This is a genomic window from Bacillus sp. EKM501B, assembly GCF_011800505.1.
In the GTDB taxonomy this organism is placed as follows: domain Bacteria; phylum Bacillota; class Bacilli; order Bacillales; family Bacillaceae_G; genus Bacillus_A; species Bacillus_A cereus.
The window spans coordinates 15,602-38,529 of the sequence record NZ_JAALFZ010000013.1; the positions used below are offsets into that span (position 1 = coordinate 15,602).

Below are 22,928 nucleotides of genomic sequence, written 5' to 3' on the forward strand. Positions count from 1 at the left end.
ATACGAATACTAGTATTCTTCTATTATAATTGATTATGATAATTATTTTCAATTGTAAAGTTTTAATTTTTTGAATTATGCTGATTTCTTTTCTATCGCCTCATCTAAAAATTTGAAATATGGAAGTAACATCCCTATTAAAGATGTAACACATATAATTGCACCGATAATTACATATAGCGCTCTTACTCCCCACATTTCACTCAATATTCCCCCTACTAACACACCTAATGGCATAGCGGATCGTATAAAAAATAAACGCACTGAAAATACTTGTCCTATCATATTATTTGGGACGATTTGTTGACATATTGTTGTGTTATGAACATTGAAAAATGCAATACAAATCCCTGCTATTACTTCAATTAGTATTGCAATGATAATACTATGATTGAATCCTAATGAAATGTATGTGAGTCCCCCTATAAACAATCCTCCAAGCATAAGTATACGCCGGCTTTTATATGTTACTTTTCCGACTAATACTGAGCCAATTACGTAGCCAAGTGGAAAACCTGCCATAAAATAGCCGTACTCTGCATATCCCGCTAACAGCTCGTCTTTTATATAAGGAAGATTTATGACCATCGTTACCCCTACTCCAAACTGCACGAAAGTAAGAAATATACCGAGCCAAACGATGATTGGTTTTGTAAAAAAATATGTAAAACCTTGAAGAAATTGTTCTAGCCACGTTTTTCGTATATCTGTTGTAGTTCTCTTTTCTTTTATATAAAGTAAGAAAGCACCACTAACAAATAGACAAATACATACGAAAGATAATGTAAGTTCTGTTCCAATGAAATGAATGACTACTCCGCCCAATACTGGCGCAAGAAACATCATGAGACGAGTCATTCCATCAATATACGCATTTGCGTCTTGAAGTTGTCCTTGACTTACAATGCTCGGTGTAATTGCTTGACTTGCAGGTGTATAAAGAGGTGTAATAAGTCCCACTACAATTTGAACAACATAAATGTGCCAAACTTCTATACTACCTGTAACTAGCATCACCAAAGGTAATAAGAATACGGACGCCCGTATCCATTGTGAAAAAATCATAATCCACTTCCGGCTCCATTTATCAATAAATGGGCCACTTATTAATTGCAGTATGAGTGATGGGATGAAATATAATAGCCACATACTACTTAAAGCCATTTCCGATCCTGTTAACTCATATACTAGAATTGAATTACATAACGTTCCGAAAGCCCCTCCTAATTCAGAGATTGCACTACCAATCCACATAAAAAAGAACGAACGATTTTTCAATATATTTTTCAATTTCACACACCAACTTTTCTTTTATATTCCTCCCTTTATGTACATTCTCGTTGTTAATTATCTATTCAAAAACATATCTAATTCTTTCGCTAAAGACTGTACTGCTTTCTTTCTTAATACATATTTTCCGTCATGTATATCAACTAACTTCGCTGCACGTAACAATTTCAAATGATGGTGTACAGTCGATTTACCAAGCTGTAATCTTTCCGTTATTTCCTGTAATGTACGTTCTTTTTCAAATAACATTTTTACAATTCGCAATCTCGCCTCATCCCCAAGAGCCTTATGTTTTTGAACTAAAAAATAATTCGGTTCATACGGATCTTCAGGATGAATGCTTTCATTCGCAACTGGATAATGAAATACTTTCGTATCATCAATATCCGCTTCAATATTCCACGGTCTGTACGTCATTTGCGGAATAAGAAGTACGTGATGAACACTTGGCTCTGGCATATAGTTCACTCCGCCAGTCGCCCACTCGACAAACTCTTCCGGCTTCATCTTTTTATTCATTTCATTTTTCGCTTCATAATCTCGTTTTAATATAGAAAGTATTTGTTCTTCCTCTCTTTTAATAACACTCTCATACCAACCTGTCATAACAGCGATTAAATGCGATTTCAGCACTTGTACATCTACATTACATATAAAGCTAATATAAGTAGAAAAAAACTGATGATTATCTGTTAGTTCCTTTAGTTCGTGTATTGCACATACAACTCCCGTTGCAGCTAAACGTCTTTTCTCTTCATACTTCTCTCCTAAAAACGGTAAACATATAAATTTCAAATCTTCTTCTGAAAATGAATCAATTTTAAAATTAAACTGCGATAAATCTTGAAAATCCTCTTCATACAATAACTGGAGTAATGCTTTCCACGTATTATGTTCTTCTACAAACTGTAAGTGTTCTCTCATTTCTTCTGTTAATGCTTTCTTAATTTCTTCCCATTCACTTTGAGTCTTTTCAAGAGTATCAATTAACCTTTTATGAGTAATCGCTGCAATGCCAAGTGCACATTCGAAAAGTATCGAATATTTCACCTGAACGTTGTATGTTTCCCTTTTTCTGCTCGTTATGTGATAGACCTCCATTTTTATCCCCTCCTTGTTTGCTATATAACATATTCTATTTTTATCGAATTTTACCTTCTATATTTTTAGAACCGTTTTGCAACTTTAAAAAAACTTTAATCAATGAGCAAACAGAAAAAGGTTTATACTCTTTTCATTCTGACTCAATGAAAGCCTTGATTATTAAATATCATATTAAAAATGAGATTTTTTAATGGCTCAATTATACGTTGTATTTCACTCTCTTGTTCAACTATAGAGAAGGTTTATTGAAGAGAAAAGCGAACGCTTCAAGTACATGATGCCTTACAATCTTCATTAACCGCCCTTCAAGAAGCAGAACTAGATCAACTAAGTCCTTCTCTACCAGTTTGGCAACAATATATGAATATCCTTTTGCATGATGCTTATCATACAGGACAAATTATACAGCTTCGGAAACTTCAAGGTTCATGGCCAACTCACCGTTCTTATTTATAAAGTGAAATTTTAATCAGCTCTTACCAATCGGGATTTTGCGGGCAGCCCATCCCCACTTCACTTCTTTGCTTTCCCTGAATTTTGAGGTAAAAGTCTTACTGCCCGTTAATCCGGGATAAACGATGTTTAAAATCGCATACGTTTAATATCTAACAAAACAATTGAAAACAACTAATTGTTCGATAATTACTGCGATTGCTCAAAATAAAGCAAATTAAAATACATTGATTCCTAACATAACTTACATGCTTCATAACTTCTAATCATAATCCAAATTTGGAAGAATAGATGCTTTTTTATATACAAATAATAAGCCTCAAGGAGTTGTTGACATGCATTTCATATTGAATATGTTAGGGATTTTCGTTGTCATATTAATCGTTTTCTTATGTTCGCCTAATAAAAAACATATAAAATGGAGACCAATTGTAATTCTCATCCTATTGGAGCTTTTTATTACATGGTTTATGTTAGGCACAAAGCTCGGCAGTATTATCATTAATAAAATTGCGTCATTTTTCAGTTGGCTACTAGCATGTGCGAATGAAGGTATTCGATTTGCATTTCCTTCAGCTATGGAAAGTCAGCACATTGATTTCTTCTTTAGTGCGTTACTTCCTATCATTTTTGTTATTACTTTTTTCGATATTCTATCTTATTTCGGAATCTTAACTTGGATTATTGATAAAGTAGGTGCAGTTATTTCAAAGATTTCTCGTTTACCAAAATTAGAAAGTTTCTTTTCGATTCAAATGATGTTTTTAGGAAACACCGAAGCACTTGCGGTTGTTCGTGATCAATTATCTGTGTTAAAAGAAAATCGATTATTAACTTTTGGAATTATGAGTATGAGTAGCGTTAGCGGATCCATTCTTGGCGCTTATTTATCAATGGTGCCAGCAACATATATTTTCAGCGCCATTCCATTAAATTGTATTAACGCATTAATTTTAGCCAATGTATTAAATCCTGTGGAAGTTTCGAAAGAAGAAGACGTTGTTTACACACCTTCAAAACATGAAAAAAAGGATTTCTTTTCTACTATTTCAAACAGTATGTTAGTTGGGATGAATATGGTTATCGTTATTTTAGCTATGGTAATTGGTTATGTAGCTTTAACAGCATGTTTAAATGGGATTTTAGGATTTTTTGTAACGGGGTTAACAATTCAAAAAATCTTCTCCATTATCTTTAGTCCTTTTGCATTTTTACTCGGTTTATCAGGCAGTGATGCTATGTATGTAGCTGAATTAATGGGGATCAAAATAACGACGAATGAATTTGTTGCAATGATGGATTTAAAATCAAACTTAAAGTCGTTACAACCGCATACGGTTGCGGTTGCAACGACATTTCTAGCTTCTTTTGCTAACTTTAGTACAGTAGGTATGATTTACGGAACTTACAATTCATTATTTGGCGGAGAAAAATCATCAGTCATCGGTAAAAATGTTTGGAAGCTTCTTGTTAGCGGGATGGCTGTTTCTTTATTAAGTGCTATGCTCGTTGGGCTATTTGTATGGTAAATAATTTTTATAATAAAAGACACCCAAGCCAATTGAGTGTCTTTTATTATTATTTTCGAATTTGCCCATTTCCACGAATCACATATTTTGTAGAAGTTAATGCTGGAAGCCCCATTGGTCCTCTTACGTGTAACTTTTGTGTACTGATACCAATTTCCGCTCCGAATCCAAATTCGGATCCATCTGTAAAACGAGTCGATGCATTATGATAAAGTGCCGCGGCATCTACAGAAGTAAAAAACTTGCTGACGTTTTCCTCGTTTTCAGTAATAATCGCTTCAGAATGCATAGATCCATACGTATTTATATGATGAATCGCTTCTTCAACAGTGGAAACCACTTTCACTGCTAGTGTGAGAGATAAAAACTCAGTTTCCCAGTCTTCTTCTGTCGCAAGTAAGATAGAAGGATCAATCGCCACTGCTTTATTATCACCACGTAGCTCCACTCCTCTTTCCTTCAAGGAAGAAAACAACTCGCTACCATATTGCTCTGCCCAATTCTCATGAAGTACAATCGTCTCAATTGCATTACATACAGATGGACGCTGCGTTTTTGCGTTTATAATAATATTAAACGCCATTTGTTTATCTGCTGTTTCATCAATGAATATATGACAATTTCCCGCACCTGTTTCAAGTACTGGAACAGACGCTTCTCTCACTACTGTATCAATTAATTGTTTACCGCCTCTTGGTATAAGAACATCCAAGTACTCGTTCAATGTAAACAACTGTTTTGCACTATCTCTCGTTGTATCTTCTATGAGCTGTACACTTTCTGAAGGCAAGCTAGTTTGCTTAAGCGCCCGGTGAATAACGCTAACGATAGCTTTGTTAGAATGTATAGCAGAAGAACTACCACGTAGTATTACTGCGTTTCCTGTTTTTAAACAAATTGTAGCAGCATCAACAGTTACATTCGGTCTTGCCTCATAAATCATTCCGACAACACCAAGTGGTACGCGCATCTCCTGAATAGATAGTCCATTTGGTCGTTCCCATGCACTTACACATTCTCCAATAGGATCACGTAATTCAATTAACTGCTTAATACCCTCTGTCATATCAACAATTCGTTGTTCATTCAGCAAAAGGCGATCAAGGAGTGAATGAGAAAATCCTTTCTCCTTACCTTCTTCAATATCCCGTTTGTTTTCTTCTAAAATATAAGCTGTTTCTACTATCAGCTGATTAGCAATTGCAGCAAGTGCTTCATTTTTTTGATCTGTAGTTTTAAGCACAAGTTCTCTAGCAACCTCTTTTGCTTTTATCCCCTTTGCCAACACTTCATTCATTTTTATTTCCTCCTTTTTAAAGTGAAACCCAATGATCCCTATGGATGACTTCATAACTATGTCTCTCGCCTCTTACTTGAATATCTTGGCTTTGCATACCTTTTACATCTCTTAGTTCCTCTGCACTATATGTGCATTGTCCTTTTCCTATTACGCGCCCTTGTTGCGTTACAACCTCTACAACTTCACCCACTTGGAAAAATCCTGATACATTCGTAACACCAGCTGGAAGTAAACTCTTCCCATGCTGAATGATGGCAGTAGCTGCCCCAGCATCTACTTCAATTTGTCCGCTAACAAGCGAATGCAAGGCAATCCATTGCTTGTTCATCTTCATTTCTTTTTGAGGAGCATTACCAACATACGTTCCATCACCCTTACCCTTCAAAACATCTACAAACTTTTCCTGTCCACGTCCTGTTCCGATAAATACACTCACACCAAGAGAGAGTGCTGTCTTTGCAGCATCGATTTTTGATTTCATACCGCCAGTCCCAAGTTTTGAGCCTGCATCTCCTGCAAGAGAAGAAATTTCTTCCGTAACTTCAGGAAGAAAATAATATTTTTTTGCATCCGCATTTTTCTGAGGATTTTTGTCATATAACCCGTTCACATCCGTAAAGATCATAAGCATATCCGCCGAAACAAGCCCGCTTACTAAAGCTGACAGCATATCATTATCACCGAACGTTAGCTCCTCTAAAGAGATGGAATCATTTTCATTAATAATTGGAAGAGCGGAACGGTTTAATAATTCTCCTAACGTAGCGTAAGCATTACTATATTGTTCTTTTCTAGAAAAATCACTTCTCGTCAGCAAAAGTTGCGCAGTAACGATGCCATATTTACGGAATTCCTCCGTGTACGCCTGCATTAACAAACTTTGTCCGACAGCTGCTGCAGCCTGTTTCCCTTTAATCGTTACAGGTCTGCTAGGATATCCTAGCGCTGAAAAACCTGCAGCGACGGCTCCAGATGTAATTAACACAACCTCGTGCCCATCTTCTTTCAACCGAGCCAATGCGGCAACGTGATCTGAAAGCTGTTCTGTAGAGATGCCTCCATGACTATCTGCCAAGGAACTACTCCCAATCTTTACAACAATTCGTTGTTTTTTCACTTTTTTATCCCCCAAGTCTAAAATCAAAGTTTTTTTATAAATTACACTTCATTCACTTTGTAACTATATCTATTCTCATCAATGCTGCACTGAAGTATTTAAGAGCAAAATAAAAATGACCGCTTCGCCCTTAATAAAATAAAAAGGACGAAACGGTCATTGTTCCGCGGTACCACCTTAATTGATATACATAGATATCCACTTGGTGCCTATAACGCAGGCGAACGCCTAAACTTTCATTTAAGACTCAGGGATAGGTTCGATATATTCTATACGAGGAATCTTTCAGCCGGTGAATTCCACTCTCTTTCGCAAGAAGACATATGTACTAATTCCCTTCAACGATTTTCAATCTAATTTTTTTATATTATGCGATATAGTTCGATTCGGTGTCAAGAGGTATTTTTAAAAATAAATAGAGCCACAAGTTATTTGTATGAAATTATCGCCCTACTGAATGAAAATACAAAATGATATAAGTTTAACTCATATTCATAAACATAAAACCTTACATTATAGTGTATATATTTACATAATGTCGAATATAATTAATTTTTGTCTTTTAGTGTTGCAAAAAGGAATATATTCTCTTAGAATGTTTCTTTATATTGCACAGGGATGTTATTCTTATTCTAAGAAAATAATATCAAACCGATATAATTGATTATAAAAGGAGCAAGATTGAGTTATTATGGATAAACAAATTGGATTCATCGGTTGCGGAAATATGGGAATGGCTATGATTGGCGGAATGATAAACAAAAATATAGTGTCTTCAAATCAAATTATTTGTTCAGATTTAAACACTGCTAATTTAAAAAATGCTAGTGAAAAATATGGGCTAACTACAACTACCGACAACAATAAAGTAGCTAAAAATGCTGATATTTTAATTTTATCAATCAAACCAGACCTATATTCATCAATAATTAATGAAATAAAAGAAGTAATCAAAAACGATGCTATCATCGTTACGATCGCTGCTGGAAAAAGTATTGAAAGTACTGAAAATGCCTTTAATAAAAAAGTAAAGGTTGTAAGAGTAATGCCTAATACTCCTGCTCTTGTTGGAGAAGGAATGTCTGCATTATGCCCTAATGAAATGGTGACAGAAAAAGATTTAGAAGATGTACTAAACATTTTCAATAGTTTTGGTCAAACAGAGATCGTAAGTGAAAAATTAATGGATGTTGTCACATCCGTAAGTGGTTCTTCACCAGCTTATGTATATATGATTATAGAAGCGATGGCAGATGCTGCTGTACTAGATGGTATGCCAAGAAATCAAGCATATAAATTCGCTGCTCAAGCTGTGTTAGGCTCTGCAAAAATGGTACTAGAAACAGGAATACATCCAGGTGAATTGAAAGATATGGTTTGTTCTCCTGGCGGAACGACAATAGAAGCTGTAGCAACATTAGAGGAAAAAGGATTACGAACAGCGATTATTTCAGCTATGCAGCGTTGTACGCAAAAGTCTGTTGAACTATCTGGTCAAACTAAAAAATAAAACTATAAAAGAGATTACGTTAGCTATGAATTCACATAATTTTAATTAAAAATTCACTACATGATAAACGGCCAAACTCATATAAAATTGAGCTTGGCCGTTCTACTTTTTAATTATATTAAAATAATTTGATTTGACTCTTCTTTAAAGGTTCTGTTTTATCCCTTACCTATTCCCTACTATGATTGTGTAATTTTATTAGAAACTAATAATTTTTCAATGCATTTCGGTAACATATCTAATAGTGTTTCAAATGCGTAGTTTACATCTAGACGTTCTGTCCATTGATGTGCATCTTTTCCTACCGGTCCCATATTTAATACTGGAACATCAAACTCTTCTAATTCCTGAAGCGGAATTGAATAGCCTTTATCCCATAATGGCATATTGTCTACAAGCGAACTCATTGAATCCAGTGGATACTGCAAGCCTACATAGCTTAAATCTGAAATCCCCCCAAAATAATTTTGGTTTTCAAATGTAATTTTATGATTGTAATGTGCGTACTTTTCCATTTCTACAACTACCTCTTTTATTAAAGGATTGTTGCGTGAACTCACAGCTGGATAGTACGGCGGAGCGAAGAAAAGTACAATCATCGGTGCCTTTTCTTTACATAAAATCGCTAATTTATCTACTAAATCAATCGTTACCGCACGATCATCTTTATCTCCTCTATTTTTTATAATATTAGATTGAATATGATCTATTTTTTCTCGTCCATGTTGCTCAATTGCATATGTGATAAGCTCTTCATAAGTTAATACATTTACTTTGAGATTAGGTGGTATAAATGGATTATATTTAGAAAAACGATATGCATGTTTTTCATACGACTCTTCTATTTTCTCTGCTACTTTTGTTACTTTTTGACGTAACAATGAAACTACATCTGTCATTGATTTTTCTAATAAAAACAAATTAAATAATGTGACTGCACGATGCGGAATTTGTACAGAATAATCCTCTTTTAAGTCCCTTTGAAGTAAGTTAGTTGGCGGCGGACTCGCTTCCCCTTCTACAATATCACAAAGGTCTGTGTTTAACTCTAAGTCTGCTGTTATTAATGAAGCCATATAAATCCCATTTAAACCTGCAAAAGGTTCACCTACATGTGTCTCTTTTCCGTAGCACAGAAAACCAGGTAACACTTTACCAATAGAGCCAGTGTAAATATACTTATTTTGGTCACCAGGATGTCTTGAAAACATAGGCTCTGAGTTTAAGACCGTTTTATAATCTAAGTTATGCTCTCTTGCTAAATCTAACAGTCTCGGAACAGCGGCCCTCATCCCTACCGAATTCACTTCCTCATCTGGTACAGCCAATAAAAGAACATTCCCATCGAATCTTCCTTCACATGCTTGTTCAATCATTGCCATTTGTAATGCGAGGCCACATTTCATGTCCATTGTTCCTCTACCAAACAGCCAATCTCCATGTTCTATATCTTCACGTACATGGTCTGGAAGTTCATCTTTATGAGAATAAAACATAGATGTTAACTTTTTAGGATTAAATGCATCTTCTTTCCACACTCCGTAATCTTGTACATCTACAACATCAAAGTGACTTACTAGAATTACAGTATTTTTTGTACTATCGCTTTTCTTTACTAGTGCTGTAACAAAAAATCGTCCGTCCCCTGTCGGATTTTTTTGTAAATGATGCTTGTTTTCTTTGAAGTACTGTAAATCAGATAACTGTTCCACAACAAAGTCTGGCAATATTACTTCAGCTTCTGAACCAGTAATACTAGGAATTTCAACAAGACCGCTTAATAATTGAATCAATTGTTCTTTTGATTGCCACTTTGACATATAAATCCCCCTATTTTTCCACATTATGAAAACGAATTCCAGTATATGAATAAAAAATGACGACAGCTATCAAAATTATAGTTCTGATGTACTGCCGATTTTTATTGATATTTCATGAGCTGCTTGTTTTACCTTGCTAATAAGAAAAGATAGTCGATCATCATTAATACGATGACTAATTAACCCAACACTTAATGCTCCTACTACTTTATGATTAAATCCGATAATAGGTGCAGCTACTGAAGCTGTCCCTTCTGTTTTTTCACCATAACTGACAGCATATCCTTCATTTTTTATTTGCTTTATTTGATTAAGAAGAATTTGCTTTTGTTCTGGTAATGAAGAAAGTAAATGCTCTACAATATGTTCCATTTCATTCGTTTTCATATTGGCAAGCATCGTTTTATTTGCGGCACCAATTGAAAGTGGAATTTGTTCCCCTAGATTATCAATAACTCGAATTTTTAAAGGACTATCAATTCTTTCAATGATAATAGAATGTGTTCCGTTTGGAATATTCAAATAGACACTTTCTTCCACTTCAGCAGCCAAACGTTTCATCACTTCTCTTGCAACAGATCTATAGTCTACCTTCTCCAATTGACGCAACCCTATTTCCATCCACATTGGTCCAATTTTGTACTGTTTTGTCTCTGAAATTTGTGTAACTAACCCATGCTCCATTAGAGAGTTAAGTAATCTATGTACTGTACTAACCGGGAGATGTGTTCCATCAGCTATATCAGAAATAGCCCAGTACTCTTTTTCATTTGTAGAATTCAATAATTTAATAATACTTATCGCTCGATCAATGGACTGTACCATAACTCGCCTCAACTTTACTCGTAGTATGTTAGTACGTTTAATTAACTATCAATTTAGCAAACATTCGAAATGAAATCAATATATTTATTCAATTTTCTAACAATAAAAATATATCACTAACAACGAATTGAAAACGCAAACAAAAAAATATTGACTTTTCTTTTTAATTATCTGAAAATTATAACAAGATTTCACATCACGGAATACATTCCATAATACGGAAAAACATCAAACTTTATTCTATCAACTACGAAAGTGAGGAAAACAATGGCGCAAGTAAACAATACAAACAATGAATTAAAACGTACGATGAAAAGTAGACACTTATTCATGATTGCACTCGGTGGTGTGATTGGAACGGGGTTATTTAACGGATCTGGCTTTATAATAAGTCAAGCTGGACCTGGTGGATCCGTACTTGCCTTTATGGCCGGTGGATTATTAATGTATTTCGTTATGCTATGTCTTGGTGAACTCGCTGTAGCCATGCCTGTTTCGGGTTCTTTCCAGGAATATGCCACTAAATTCATCAATCCTGCAACTGGCTTTACAATCGGATGGTTGTATTGGTTAAGCTGGGCGAATACGACCGGTCTTGAATTTACAACTGCCGGTATTACAATGCAGCGCTGGTTTCCTGATATTCCTGTTTGGGTTTGGTGTTTAATATTTGGCGTTACAATCTTTACTATTAACGCATTATCTGCTCGTAGTTATGCAGAAACAGAATTTTGGTTTTCAAGTATAAAAGTATCTGCCATTATAGCTTTTATAATTCTTGGTGGCGCCGCTATGTTCGGCTTTATTGATTTAAAAGGCGACGAACCAGCTCCACTCCTTTCAAATTTCGTAAATCATGGTGGTTTATTTCCGAATGGACTTGCAGCTATTCTATTAACAATGGTTACAGTCAATTATTCCTTCCAAGGTACAGAGCTTGTCGGAATCGCAGCAGGTGAAAGTGAAGATCCAGCAAAAACTTTACCTCGTTCTATTAGAAATATTATATGGCGCACAATGTTTTTCTTCGTCTTAGCAATCTTTGTTCTTGTTGCTTTAATTCCTTGGGAAGAAGCAGGACTCACAAAGAGCCCATTCGTTGCTGTTTTTGATAATATCGGTATTCCATATGCAGCTGATATTATGAACTTTGTTATTCTTACTGCTGTTCTTTCTGTTGCAAACTCAGGACTATACGCTGCTACTCGCATGCTTTGGTCTTTATCAAAAAACGAAATGGCTCCAGCATTTTTAAAGAAATTATCATCACGTGGGATTCCTCTCAACGCTTTAATCATGACAATAGCTATTTCTGCTTTTTCTCTTTTAACAAGCGTCGTAGCTGCTGAAACGGTTTACTTATGGTTAATTTCCATTTCTGGAGTCATAACAATTATTGTTTGGATGTCAATTTGTGTTTCTCAATTCTTTTTCCGCAAACACTATTTAGCTGAAGGTGGAAAATTAGACGACTTGAAGTTCAGAACTCCACTCTATCCCCTTGTACCAATTCTTGGTTTTGGATTGTATGGCATTATATTAGTAAGTCTTATCTTTATCCCAGATCAAAGACTAGGCATTTATTGTACTGTACCATTTATCATCTTTTGCTATACTTACTATCACTTTAAAGTTAAGAAAAGAATTGCAACTAACACTCAAAGTGAAACTAAAATTAGCGAAACTTCGTAATATTGTACGATACAAAAAAGACAACACGTGGCGTTTCACTTCATGTGTTGTCTTTTTTTATTATTTAAATATGAGTTCACCTGAATTTAATGGATTTTTCTCTTCTCCTACAAAAGTAGTAAAATTTTCATTTGAACTTGCTACCTCAGTTGGATTTATCGTATTTCAATTTCGATATAATAATAAATAGGTATATCAGATATAGCTGTACATTATTAGAACTACATTCATTACTCAACTGGTAGTTATCAAGAAAGAAAGGAATGATCATAATGATACAGAACATATACGAAACTCATTTACATGTAAGAAATTTAGAAAAAGCGATAAATTTCTATCAAAACAAGCTAGGATTAACCTTAGCAAGAAAACTCTCCAAAAGAAGAGTGGCTTTCTTTTGGGTCGGAGAAAATAAAAAACAAATGCTTGGACTATGGGAAGTAAATAATATCGAAGACTTTGAGCTGAGACATTTTGCTTTTGGTGTAAATTTAGAGTTTTTAATGACTTCTAAAGCGTGGTTAGAGGAGCGTGGAATAGAAGTGATAGGAAGTCAAGGAAAAGGAAATCAAGAGCCAATTGTCCAAAGGTGGATGCCCGCTGCAAGTGTATACTTTCTAGATTGTGATAGAAATAAATTAGAATTCATTTCTATGTTACATGACAATCCAGATGAATTAGAATATGCATCCTATTTAAGTGTATGGAATGCGGAACACCAAGAAAAATGAATGAAATTTCCGTTCAAGTCTTTTCTAATTTTTTAGATATACTGTTGTACGATCCCCCTTTTGCTATTAATTTTCGTCGGATTTATGAACAGTTATCGTAATGGAAAATTCATGATAACTCCAATTGTTAACATAATGCATTTATCGTCATCTTGTATTTGTACTTACGTACTAGCAATTCCTAATCTGCTTCCATTACAATTTGAAACATTTAATTTTTCTTCTTATCTGGCATCTAATCTTTAAACAAAAACTCCCCTTAAATCGAAAATGATTAAGGGGAATTTTATATACGATGCAATTATAGTTCAGATTTCACCCGAACAGAAACATTATTTTTAATTATATTTTTGACATCTTTAAAGCTAACAAAATTGTTACTTTTCTCATCCCAAAGACGGAAACGGAGTGAACGCAAGCTTGTAGCAAGCGTAATTGTTGGTACATTTTTTAAAGGAAGGGTATTGTTGTGTGCCTCTTCTAGTTTATAGTTAGGTACTCTTGGACTTAAATGGTGAACATGATGAAATCCAATATTACCCGTTAGAAATTGCAAAATTTTTGGAAGTTTATAAAAAGAACTTCCCTCCACTGCCGCTTTCACATATTCCCATTCTTTATCTTCTTCAAAATAAGAATCCTCGAATGTGTGCTGTACGTAAAACAGCCAAATCCCTATTGAACCTGCTATTAAAAATATAGAACCATGTACTAAAAGAAACGATTGCCATCCAATTGCCCAGCAAAGCATTCCTACAATAGCAACGATTAAAATATTCGTTAAATAAGTGTTCATACGTTCTTTTTTTCTAGCACCTTTTCGGTTAAATCTATTTTTAAGCAAGAAAACATAAATCGGGCCTAACCCAAACATAACGAATGGATTGCGATATAAACGATATGCTAAACGGAGTCTAAATGGTGCTGCTACATATTCATCTACTGTAAGCGTCCAAATATCCCCTGTACCCCTCTTATCCAAATTACCACTCGTAGCGTGGTGAATAGAATGCTCATGCCCCCACTGATCAAATGGGAATAATGTTAAAACACCCATACACGTTCCAACTATTCTATTTGCACGTCGACTTTTAAAGAATGAATAATGGGTACAATCATGAAAAATAATGAAAATCCTTGTCATAAATCCAGCGGCTAACAGTGCTGGAACTAATGTTAACCAATAAGAAACTGACAAACTTTTATAAGCAAGGTACCATAAAATAATAAATGGCACGATTGTGTTGATCAGTTGCCAAACACTTTTTTTAATCGTTGATTTTTCAAAAGGAGCAACTTGTTTTTTTAAATTTTTAGTATTTTCTAAGGTCATTGTTCTAATTCCTTTCCTTTTTGTTGCTAATTCATATTATAGCACACTATTAGTATCAGGTGTTAAAAGTAGCTATAATAAATATTTTATACTATGAAAATCTCTTTTTTCTTACTCATTACTTACAAATTTCTTACGTCCAAAATAGCTTCTATAATTGGACAGACGGAGCATTTTATGTATCAAAGAAACTTCATATTTTTCCAATAAGTACATAAAAAACAGCGAGTTTTTTCACAAGAAGAAAAAAGCTGCAATCAGTCAGTTTCACCGACTTATCGCAGCTTCTCTTCTTTTTACCTTATTTTATCGATGAAGCCAAACTGCACCTGCAGACTTGTCTTCAGCTTGGCCTACCACTTCAAACTTCAGTCCTAGCTTCGGTAACTTACGTCCTGCATCAGGAATAACGCTGTTGATGTATTGCTTAGAATCATCAAATTTTGCCACTCCTGGTAATCCTTTATAATCAAAGATACCGCGTGTTGGTGAATTTACTTTCCATGCTGGTGTTTGATCAAATGAGAATGCCGCATCGGCAATTTGATAACGCGTACTGCTCTTCACAGTAGGTTGTCCGTTTAATGTCCCTACAATTGCCTCTGGATGAGAATCTACTACTCCTAAGAACCCTTCACCTGGATGAACGCCTACCCAGTTATCTGTAAAGCTTTGATCCGCATACCATACAACCATTCCTGTATTAAATACTGGGCCACGTGCATATTGTAACGCAGTGTCAGAACCAGCGTAATTTCTCCACTCTACATAGTAATTATGTTTTTTCTGTTCAAATCCGTTAGACACAGTAAAGCCTTTTAACGTCATTGCAGGCTGACCTTCTGCATCATCAGAGAAAACAACTTTTCCATCTACAGTTAAGGCTGCATTATCTAACGCAAATCCTTTATAAGCTACTGCAATATCTGTTAAGTACTCAAATTGCAGTTTTACTTTTTTTCCTTTGAATTGGCTTAAATCGTATGATTTATCAACCCACTTACCATCAGTTGTATCCGCGCCGCCTTTTATATCTTTTTCGCCCATTCTATCAATGCGTGTCTTCGTTCCATCTTCTGCAATCGCATATACGTCAAGGAAATCATACTTCGCTTCAAGTTCGTAAAATGCCTTATAATCGAACTTAGCATCCTTTGCATTTGTTAAGTCAAATACTGGTGTCTCAAGTGTTGTATGAATGTCATTTCCTTTTGTACTGTAATAGAACTTCTTACCAAACGCTGATTCGATATTTTTTATATCTTTGTCCGGCAAGTTAACACGAACAATTCCAGGTCGTTTAGATTTTGTAGTACTTTGATCTACATATGTTGCAACACCGATTCCTTTGCTAAGTTTGTCATAATCTACTTCAAGAATATTCGCCCAGTTCCCCTTCATATTCTTTTGGAAAAACTCTTTATTTTGTGGCGAGAAACTCGTTGGCTCTGTTCCTGCAATTTTTCCAGCCCAGCTACCACCACTCATAATAGACCATGACTCAACAGGTTCACCTTGTCCTGAGTACTTTGTATCATATTCATCTGGTAAGCCTAAATCATGGCCATACTCATGTGCAAACACACCAACTGCTCCGTCTTCAGGCTCGATTGTATAATCATATGCAGCCATCTTTCCGCCCCAGTTCGAAACAGAAGATTTCGTGCCATCAATTGCATATGGTTTTGAACCTAGTTTTGAACGATGTGACCAAATCGCATCATCTTTCAATTTACCGCCGCCAGCTTCTTGACCAACGCCAGCATGTACAACCATTAAATGATCAATAATACCATCTGGCTCATTTTTATTTCCATCACCATCTTGATCGTATTGATCAAATTGGTCATAGTCTGCTAAATTGATTCCTTTTGCTACCGCTGCTTTTAATGCTTCTTTCACAAAATCTTTTGGTCCTAAAGGCCCCTTGTTATCATGCCCAGTACCCGCATCAGCACCATAATCTGATGCTTTTCCTGGAACAGTAAGCCATTCTGTTACAGTCCCATCAACTGTATAGCTACCACCAGATTGTTCTTCATAATATTGCTTAAATGTGTTAATTTTCGATCCATCAAATAAAGTAAATGGTTCATCACCAAATAACATTTTTTGATAATGTTCACGATTAAAGTCCTTAGAATACATGTATCCTGGCTCTTGATCAATATTGTTATGCTTAAAATCGCTAAATTCTACAAGTAAAACAAGTACTTTATCTTTTCGAACAGCTCCATTGTATTCTTCTTGCTTCGCTGATGTAGTAGGTACTTTTCCATTTAATTTCCCAGGGTTCAATGCTGCACCTTGTCCAGCTACTGGGCCTACTTCAGGCTGCTGCGCCTGTTCATTTTCCCTCATTTTTGCATCTTTTACTTTTTTCATAAAGTCAGAGGCTTCTTGCGTAAGACTATCTCCTGTTAAGATTTCTTTCCCAGGGTTTTCCCCTTTCTTTTTCTCAACATATTTTTCGACAGCTTTTGAAGTCTCAGCTTGTGATGCAGATTGATCAATTACCCCCCGTTGTTTTAGCGCTTCAGCCAAACGCTCCTCCGGTATTAAGTGCTCATCTATTGGTAGAGATGATGTTGGTGTCTCAGCATACGCTGCGTGACCTCCAAAAGCAAACGTACTACTTAGTACTGCTGCTGTTGTTAATACCGCTAATGGTTTTAATTTCTTTTTCTTTTTCTTTTTCAATGTATTTCCTCCCCAGTGTCTGCAAATTATCGTTTTTTGCCGATAACAACATAATATTCGTTATAATACGAATATTCAATCTTTTTCAACAAATAAAATGTTGAGAAATATTTTTTTATGCAGGGTGAAATACATAAGATATAAAAACAAACAGACTCTTCTATAAATAACAGTGAACTTTTATATGTTCTTAGTTACAATCAAAATCCAGTAAATCTGGGATTCATACTTTTTTAATAAAAATAAGAATTAAATATTTTCTATACTATTTAATCTATGGATTACCATATTACTCACTATTCTCATTATTACAAGCTAATAGTGGTTCGTACATCATTATAGCGTGATTCTCTGTTACATATTGATCTTCTATTAACTGTTTCTGTTGATTATATACTTTACGTTGAATCACATTATGTCGTATATAACCGCCCCAGTATGCAGGTTGAATTGAGTGTTCTTTCTCATACACTTCATATTGATAAAGTTGCGGATAGACTGTTCTCCATTCACCAACTAAATGTTCATCTGTCATATAAAGGTGAAGTTGATACAGTTGGTCCGTTTCATTTTTAATTTGTAAATCCAAATAGTTATAGGAACAAGTCGCCCCACTCCCAAACGGTTGAGTGCGCCTAGAGTCAGGAAAGACATCAAAGCTATGACGATATCGTTCTGTTACTGTCAGTGGTGTATGTAAAGTCATCCAATATATTAAATTCGAAAGCTGACAAAGACCTCCTCCAATACCTGTTTGAAAAGATCCGTAATGTAATACCATACCTTCTACATACCCTTTTTTCCTCGTTGGCTTACCTATTAAACGCCAGTAAGAAAATGTTTCTCCCGGTCTAATGACGATACCATTTAGTTTTTTAACAGCAATTTTCAAATTAACAACCTTATTCTGTTGATACCACATATCTACATCTTTGAGCTTACGAAGTAATATCGTTCGGTGCTGAATTGCTGTACAAGGTAGCTTTTCTTGTTGAAACCTTTTTGCATATGTTTTTCCGTCTGCTAACCACTGAATGTACCTCTTTGTAGAGTAATACCACTTCCCTAGCATAATGCGATACTTAGACCGCTGTTTAGGACGTAAGTGCACTATATTCATTTTATTCCCTCTCTCTTTCTTCAACTAAATTCTAATATATTTCTAATTCAATAAATTACAGTTTTCTTAGCTGCATAATAATTTCCGCAAAAAAATAATAAATTTACTCTAGTGGAGATTTTATTTTGATGATTGCTTTATAATTATATAAAACTGAGCTTCAATACAATAAATTGAAATAAACATATTATAAATATAACGGATAACCTTAAATAAAAAATAATGAACATTAAAGAAATTCTAAAGTATTAATATATTTTTCGTAAATATTAATTGATAACACATTAGACTTTACTATATGTATAACTTCTTATTCTACAAAACGAAATTTTTTAATGTAAGAAAAAAATATAATTTCCCTTTAACATTTATACAAGTCTCATATGGAAAACTTTACAAAACAATTCGAACACTTATATTTAGAATAAACACAAAAAATTGCCACCAGTTAACTTAACTGGTTGGCAATTTTTTAACGAGAATGCTTTACAAATAGTTGAATTGCTTCTTCTGGTACATAGCACTTTCCATTACTCTCTACAATAATACTTCTTAATTCATACCCTTTACCATTGATACGAATTATATTTTTGTTACCAAATAATTGTGCTTCTACTTTATTATGTTTTACTACGAGTAACGGGTTTGCTCCTTCGGTTTTGTCGGCTGTTACAGTTGCACCGATTTTCTTAAAGGCTTGTTCACTCTCTAAAAATATTTTATTCGTTACTTCTTCTAAGTTAAAGCCCATCGCTTTCGCCATCGTCTTCGCAATGTCTGTATTTTGGATTAAGCCTTCTGGTTTTTGAGGTCCATAAGAATGTAAGAATACATCCTCACCTGTATGTCCTCCTGTCGTAAAGCCGATATTTGCACGATTAGCCAATAATGTAGTAAAAATTCGTCCTACATCCATTTTCTTTTTTGCCACTTTTAATTGTTCTTTTTCATCATGAGTTAGATTATCCAAACCGTATAGTTTAGCTACATCTTCTACATTTGATAAATCAGATTTCAGTTTATTTATAGTTCCTTCAAGTGTCATTTTCGCCTTTTTCAATGGATCAATGTATACAGAAACCGGTGTAGTATTGTATCCTTTTGTCGTATTCCTATTCCCTATAGAGATGCCGCTGTTACCATGATCAGTTAAAGCGATGAGCATCGTATCCCCATCTTTCTTCGCAAATTGTAACGCCTTTGCTACCGCTTCATCAAATGCTAATACATCACTAATCATCCCAATTGGATCATTAGCATGAGCTGCCCAATCAGGCTTACTACCTTCTACGAATAAAAAGAAGCCATCTTTATCTTTTGATAATGTTTGAATTGCTTTTTCTGTCATTTGAGAAAGTGTTGGTTGTTCTGGATTTGTTGCTATACGATCCATATCAAACGCAAGAGCATGATGTGAGAAAGAGCCCCAAATTTTATTAGATTTGGAGTTCAATAACGCATCTTTCGTTTCAACGAAATCGTATCCTTTGTCTTGAATCACCTTTACTAAATTTTCACCATCTTTTCGGATTCCATTACTTTTCATAGGTAACAGCGCCGCTTTTCCCCCGCCTAATACGACATCTATATTTTGATATACTTGCTGCTTCGCAATTACGTCAAAATGTTTGCGATTGACATGGTGAGCAGAGAATCCGGCCGGAGTAGCATGCTGAATTTCAGATGTAGCAACAATGCCAGTTGCACGACCAGTACATTTTGCGCCTTCTAATACGTTTGCGACCGGCCGTAACTTTTCTTCTTCTTTTATTGGCTGTAAGCTAGGCGAACTTACAATAGAAGGTAATATACCTACATATCCTGAATTCGATTTATTTCCAGTTGCTAAAGCTGTTGCTGCTGGCGCTGAGTCTGTAATAGCTGATTCCGCCGAAAACGTACGAACACCTCCTGTTACAATTTGATCTAACGTAAGCGGTGCCCCTTTATACCAGCGAGCCAATGTTGTCGCCGTTGAACTCGTTCCGTCCATAACCATCATAATTATATTTTTAGGCTGGTGTTCTACTTTTTTCACCTTAGCTTTGGCCGCATGATAATTCATCATACTTTCCGTACTTAATACGCTTACTATTATAGCTCCCACTAATAGTAACTTTTTCATCTTCACACCATAATTCAACATGATTGTTCCTCCATAAACTTTGCATTCATTTCAATACACCTTATTTCCTTTTCCATACCAAAACCTACATATGTTTTATTAGTTCCCAATTCTCATAAAGCTAACAATAGTTACTTTCTCTTTCTTTAATTAAATATCGATATGTATCATTTATCTTATAAAAAAGATTTAACATCCTTTTCATTAATTACTTGTTTAACAATAAATCCTCGATTAAAAGAAATAAAAATTTATTGTTAAACAATAAATTTCATGTTAAATTAATAAGATATTAAATAAATGAGGTGCTTTTTATGAAACAAGGATCCACACTCTTTTTAAAGACCGTTGTAATTCTAATCGGAATCCCCGTTCTTGCTATGTGCATTTTTTTAGTCCCTAAAATAGGAAATTTTGCCGCAGAATTATATCCAGATATTGCATATATTAAATATCTTGTATTTATCAATTTATACGCAACAGCAATACCTTATTACTTCGCACTGTACCAAACATTTAAGCTTTTAAACTATATTGATAAAAATAACGCATTCTCAGAGCTATCTGTTCAAGCTTTAAAAAATATTAAGTACAGCGCATTGGCAATTAGTGTATTATATGTATTAGGTATGCCACTTTTTTATCTCGTGGCAGAGAGAGATGATGCCCCTGGCATTATTATTATCGGAATGATTATGATTTTTTCTTCAATGGTAATCGCGGTCTTTGCTGCCGTTCTCCAAAGACTATTAAAAGATGCTATAGATATAAAATCAGAAAATGATTTAACGGTCTGAGGTGAATAATATGGCAATTATTATTAATATTGATGTAATGTTAGCAAAAAGAAAAATGAGTGTAACAGAACTTTCGGAGAAGGTTGGAATTACAATGGCTAACCTTTCTATCTTGAAAAATGGAAAAGCAAAAGCAGTCCGTTTTTCAACTTTAGAAGCAATATGTAAAGCATTAGAATGCCAACCGGGTGATATTTTAGAATATCAACCTGAAGATACCGAGTAAAAAGAGTCCTTCATATGAGTAATGGGTTCAGTGTAGGAAGAGAAAAATGCTAATAACCATTAGAAATAACAAACTAAAACGCTCAGAAGATATTCTGAGCGTTTTTATTTCCTTATTCAACTAAAGCACCAGTTAGTGTAAAAAGCTATTTCACCATTTGTATGGCTAACTTATCTTTTAACATTGACCTATATGAGTCAATTTCATATTTTGTATTATTGATTTTTTCTTTTTTCATTTTTAACATATCGAATATTTCTAATTCTAAATTCCTTCTAGCTTCAAGAACTTTTATCGCTCCTTCTATACCTGAATGGTTATGTTCTTTTCCATAGCCTTGGTTAGTGTAATAGTCAATAATTCCTGTGGACCATTCTGGAGTTCTTTCTTTTAACGCCTTCCTAAATGAAAATTCAAGATTATCTTGTTCTACATACAATAACATTGGATTTAAATTCTCTATGATTTTTGCAACTTTCATTATATAATTTATTATTTTTTCTTTTTGTTCACCATATTTAATCATCCCAATAGTTAATGGATTTTGTATGAAACAACATTCAAAGATATAAACCTTATTGTCTTCTAGAGCGGTTTCAGCAAAGTCATTCCATTTATCAGCAATTAATTCAACATTTTTATCGAATGGTAATTCGTATATATCATTTTTAGAAATAATGTTAAATAATTCGTCCGAAAACTGGTCACCAAACTCATTTTTTATCTTTCTGTATGGTAATAAATAATTGCTTCCTTTTTTTAGAACTTTCTTAAGGAGCACTTCTTTAAAATCCCCACTGTTAGATAATAATCTATCGAACTCAAATTTATTAAAACAAGATACACCATCATAGTCGGCTGGGTGGTTCAAATTTCCTTCTAAAAATAGTTCAACTTCAATTTTATTTTGGCTTAGAATTTCATTTATTAGCTTTGCAGTGGTTGATTTTCCAAATCCAGGTAACCCTTCTACTATTATTAGTTTTGTATTCATAGTTATAAATGCCTTCCTTCAAAGTATTTAACTAAGATTAAAAAAATCACTTACTCCACTGCAATCACCCCTTCAAAATATGATATTTACCATTTCCTTTGAAAAAACTTTCTTAAAGTAACCTGACTGTTAGTTTAAGAACATTTTTTCATAATCTCTACAACTATTTTAACATAAATTTTCCATTTATCTTTTTATTTAGAACACTATTTAACTATATAAAAGTGCTTAAACACTATAATAACAATAAAAAAAGGGTGCT

Annotated in this window: 17 protein-coding genes, 1 pseudogene and 1 other annotated feature; of the genes and pseudogenes, 7 read left to right on the top strand and 11 right to left on the bottom strand. The window is 34.4% G+C overall.

The genetic code is table 11. The annotated features are described in order from the left end of the window. Positions 1 to 75: 75 nt before the first annotated feature. Both HFD78_RS20835 and HFD78_RS20840 read right to left on the bottom strand, forming a co-directional pair. Positions 76 to 1,296: an MFS transporter gene (locus HFD78_RS20835; RefSeq protein ID WP_000769178.1), complete on the bottom strand. Its 1,221-nt coding sequence runs from the start codon at positions 1,294 to 1,296 to the stop codon at positions 76 to 78. 51 nt (positions 1,297 to 1,347) lie between these two features. After that, a complete protein-coding gene (locus HFD78_RS20840; protein WP_000454579.1) occupies positions 1,348 to 2,391 on the bottom strand; it encodes an ArsR/SmtB family transcription factor in 1,044 nt (347 codons plus the stop codon). Positions 2,392 to 2,649: 258 nt separating this feature from the next. Here HFD78_RS20840 and HFD78_RS20845 point away from each other — a divergent pair. Then, positions 2,650 to 2,850, top strand: a pseudogene (locus HFD78_RS20845) (DinB family protein); the annotation flags it as partial. A gap of 332 nt (positions 2,851 to 3,182) precedes the next feature. Then, positions 3,183 to 4,376: a NupC/NupG family nucleoside CNT transporter gene (locus tag HFD78_RS20850; protein WP_000545484.1), complete on the top strand. Its 1,194-nt coding sequence runs from the start codon at positions 3,183 to 3,185 to the stop codon at positions 4,374 to 4,376. Positions 4,377 to 4,425: 49 nt separating this feature from the next. On the opposite strand, the gene HFD78_RS20855 is transcribed toward HFD78_RS20850, so the two are convergent. Both HFD78_RS20855 and proB read right to left on the bottom strand, forming a co-directional pair. Continuing rightward, entirely contained in the window at positions 4,426 to 5,673 is a 1,248-nt protein-coding gene (locus HFD78_RS20855) for a glutamate-5-semialdehyde dehydrogenase (protein ID WP_001006620.1), read from the bottom strand. Between the two features lie 16 nt (positions 5,674 to 5,689). Then, positions 5,690 to 6,793 carry a glutamate 5-kinase gene (proB, locus tag HFD78_RS20860; protein WP_000744736.1) on the bottom strand — a complete coding sequence of 368 codons (1,104 nt, stop codon included), beginning with the start codon at positions 6,791 to 6,793 and terminating at the stop codon, positions 5,690 to 5,692. A 140-nt stretch (positions 6,794 to 6,933) separates the two neighbouring features. Next, positions 6,934 to 7,144: a binding site (T-box leader), on the bottom strand. 340 nt (positions 7,145 to 7,484) lie between these two features. Here proB and proC point away from each other — a divergent pair. Next, positions 7,485 to 8,303: a pyrroline-5-carboxylate reductase gene (gene proC / locus HFD78_RS20865; RefSeq protein WP_000360729.1), complete on the top strand. Its 819-nt coding sequence runs from the start codon at positions 7,485 to 7,487 to the stop codon at positions 8,301 to 8,303. A gap of 179 nt (positions 8,304 to 8,482) precedes the next feature. On the opposite strand, the gene HFD78_RS20870 is transcribed toward proC, so the two are convergent. Both HFD78_RS20870 and HFD78_RS20875 read right to left on the bottom strand, forming a co-directional pair. Continuing rightward, a complete protein-coding gene (locus HFD78_RS20870; protein WP_002061658.1) occupies positions 8,483 to 10,147 on the bottom strand; it encodes a M20/M25/M40 family metallo-hydrolase in 1,665 nt (554 codons plus the stop codon). 51 nt (positions 10,148 to 10,198) lie between these two features. Then, positions 10,199 to 10,948, bottom strand: coding sequence for an IclR family transcriptional regulator (locus HFD78_RS20875; protein ID WP_000250750.1), 750 nt, complete (start codon positions 10,946 to 10,948; stop codon positions 10,199 to 10,201). A 267-nt stretch (positions 10,949 to 11,215) separates the two neighbouring features. Here HFD78_RS20875 and HFD78_RS20880 point away from each other — a divergent pair, with 267 nt between their 5' ends. Then, on the top strand, positions 11,216 to 12,640 hold the full coding sequence (locus HFD78_RS20880) for an amino acid permease (RefSeq protein WP_000079967.1): 1,425 nt from the start codon (positions 11,216 to 11,218) through the stop codon (positions 12,638 to 12,640). Between the two features lie 272 nt (positions 12,641 to 12,912). After that, positions 12,913 to 13,371, top strand: coding sequence for a VOC family protein (locus HFD78_RS20885; protein WP_000615639.1), 459 nt, complete (start codon positions 12,913 to 12,915; stop codon positions 13,369 to 13,371). Positions 13,372 to 13,672: 301 nt separating this feature from the next. Here HFD78_RS20885 and desA read toward each other — a convergent pair whose 3' ends face one another. From desA to HFD78_RS20905, 4 genes are all read right to left on the bottom strand, one after another. Then, positions 13,673 to 14,704: a Delta(5) desaturase DesA gene (gene desA, locus HFD78_RS20890; protein WP_000171499.1), complete on the bottom strand. Its 1,032-nt coding sequence runs from the start codon at positions 14,702 to 14,704 to the stop codon at positions 13,673 to 13,675. A 306-nt stretch (positions 14,705 to 15,010) separates the two neighbouring features. Then, a complete protein-coding gene (locus tag HFD78_RS20895) occupies positions 15,011 to 17,404 on the bottom strand; it encodes an immune inhibitor A domain-containing protein (protein ID WP_000727434.1) in 2,394 nt (797 codons plus the stop codon). Between the two features lie 289 nt (positions 17,405 to 17,693). Next, positions 17,694 to 18,524 carry a VanW family protein gene (locus tag HFD78_RS20900; protein WP_009327106.1) on the bottom strand — a complete coding sequence of 277 codons (831 nt, stop codon included), beginning with the start codon at positions 18,522 to 18,524 and terminating at the stop codon, positions 17,694 to 17,696. 472 nt (positions 18,525 to 18,996) lie between these two features. Further along, complete coding sequence (locus HFD78_RS20905; protein WP_000935923.1) at positions 18,997 to 20,670, bottom strand: alkaline phosphatase; 1,674 nt, start codon at positions 20,668 to 20,670, stop codon at positions 18,997 to 18,999. Between the two features lie 293 nt (positions 20,671 to 20,963). Here HFD78_RS20905 and HFD78_RS20910 point away from each other — a divergent pair, with 293 nt between their 5' ends. Continuing rightward, the gene (locus HFD78_RS20910) at positions 20,964 to 21,446 is read left to right on the top strand and encodes a DUF2975 domain-containing protein (RefSeq protein ID WP_000809119.1); all 483 of its coding nucleotides are present in this window, start codon (positions 20,964 to 20,966) and stop codon (positions 21,444 to 21,446) included. Positions 21,447 to 21,456: 10 nt separating this feature from the next. Beyond that, a complete protein-coding gene (locus HFD78_RS20915; protein ID WP_000974619.1) occupies positions 21,457 to 21,672 on the top strand; it encodes a helix-turn-helix domain-containing protein in 216 nt (71 codons plus the stop codon). A gap of 145 nt (positions 21,673 to 21,817) precedes the next feature. Here the strand turns inward: HFD78_RS20915 and HFD78_RS20920 are convergent, their stop codons facing one another. Beyond that, positions 21,818 to 22,666, bottom strand: coding sequence for a P-loop NTPase family protein (locus tag HFD78_RS20920; protein ID WP_001093189.1), 849 nt, complete (start codon positions 22,664 to 22,666; stop codon positions 21,818 to 21,820). Between the last annotated feature and the right edge of the window lie 262 nt (positions 22,667 to 22,928).

Excerpts from the sequence above, each read along its gene's own strand:
- HFD78_RS20840 (WP_000454579.1), bottom strand. The coding sequence starts at position 2,391 with ATGGAGGTCTATCACATAACGAGCAGAAAAAGGGAAACATACAACGTT.
- HFD78_RS20850 (WP_000545484.1), top strand. The coding sequence starts at position 3,183 with ATGCATTTCATATTGAATATGTTAGGGATTTTCGTTGTCATATTAATC.
- HFD78_RS20855 (WP_001006620.1), bottom strand. The coding sequence starts at position 5,673 with ATGAATGAAGTGTTGGCAAAGGGGATAAAAGCAAAAGAGGTTGCTAGA.
- proC (WP_000360729.1), top strand. The coding sequence starts at position 7,485 with ATGGATAAACAAATTGGATTCATCGGTTGCGGAAATATGGGAATGGCT.
- HFD78_RS20870 (WP_002061658.1), bottom strand. The coding sequence starts at position 10,147 with ATGTGGAAAAATAGGGGGATTTATATGTCAAAGTGGCAATCAAAAGAA.
- HFD78_RS20875 (WP_000250750.1), bottom strand. The coding sequence starts at position 10,948 with ATGGTACAGTCCATTGATCGAGCGATAAGTATTATTAAATTATTGAAT.
- HFD78_RS20880 (WP_000079967.1), top strand. The coding sequence starts at position 11,216 with ATGGCGCAAGTAAACAATACAAACAATGAATTAAAACGTACGATGAAA.
- HFD78_RS20885 (WP_000615639.1), top strand. The coding sequence starts at position 12,913 with ATGATACAGAACATATACGAAACTCATTTACATGTAAGAAATTTAGAA.
- desA (WP_000171499.1), bottom strand. The coding sequence starts at position 14,704 with ATGACCTTAGAAAATACTAAAAATTTAAAAAAACAAGTTGCTCCTTTT.
- HFD78_RS20900 (WP_009327106.1), bottom strand. The coding sequence starts at position 18,524 with ATGAATATAGTGCACTTACGTCCTAAACAGCGGTCTAAGTATCGCATT.
- HFD78_RS20905 (WP_000935923.1), bottom strand. The coding sequence starts at position 20,670 with ATGTTGAATTATGGTGTGAAGATGAAAAAGTTACTATTAGTGGGAGCT.
- HFD78_RS20910 (WP_000809119.1), top strand. The coding sequence starts at position 20,964 with ATGAAACAAGGATCCACACTCTTTTTAAAGACCGTTGTAATTCTAATC.
- HFD78_RS20915 (WP_000974619.1), top strand. The coding sequence starts at position 21,457 with ATGGCAATTATTATTAATATTGATGTAATGTTAGCAAAAAGAAAAATG.
- HFD78_RS20920 (WP_001093189.1), bottom strand. The coding sequence starts at position 22,666 with ATGAATACAAAACTAATAATAGTAGAAGGGTTACCTGGATTTGGAAAA.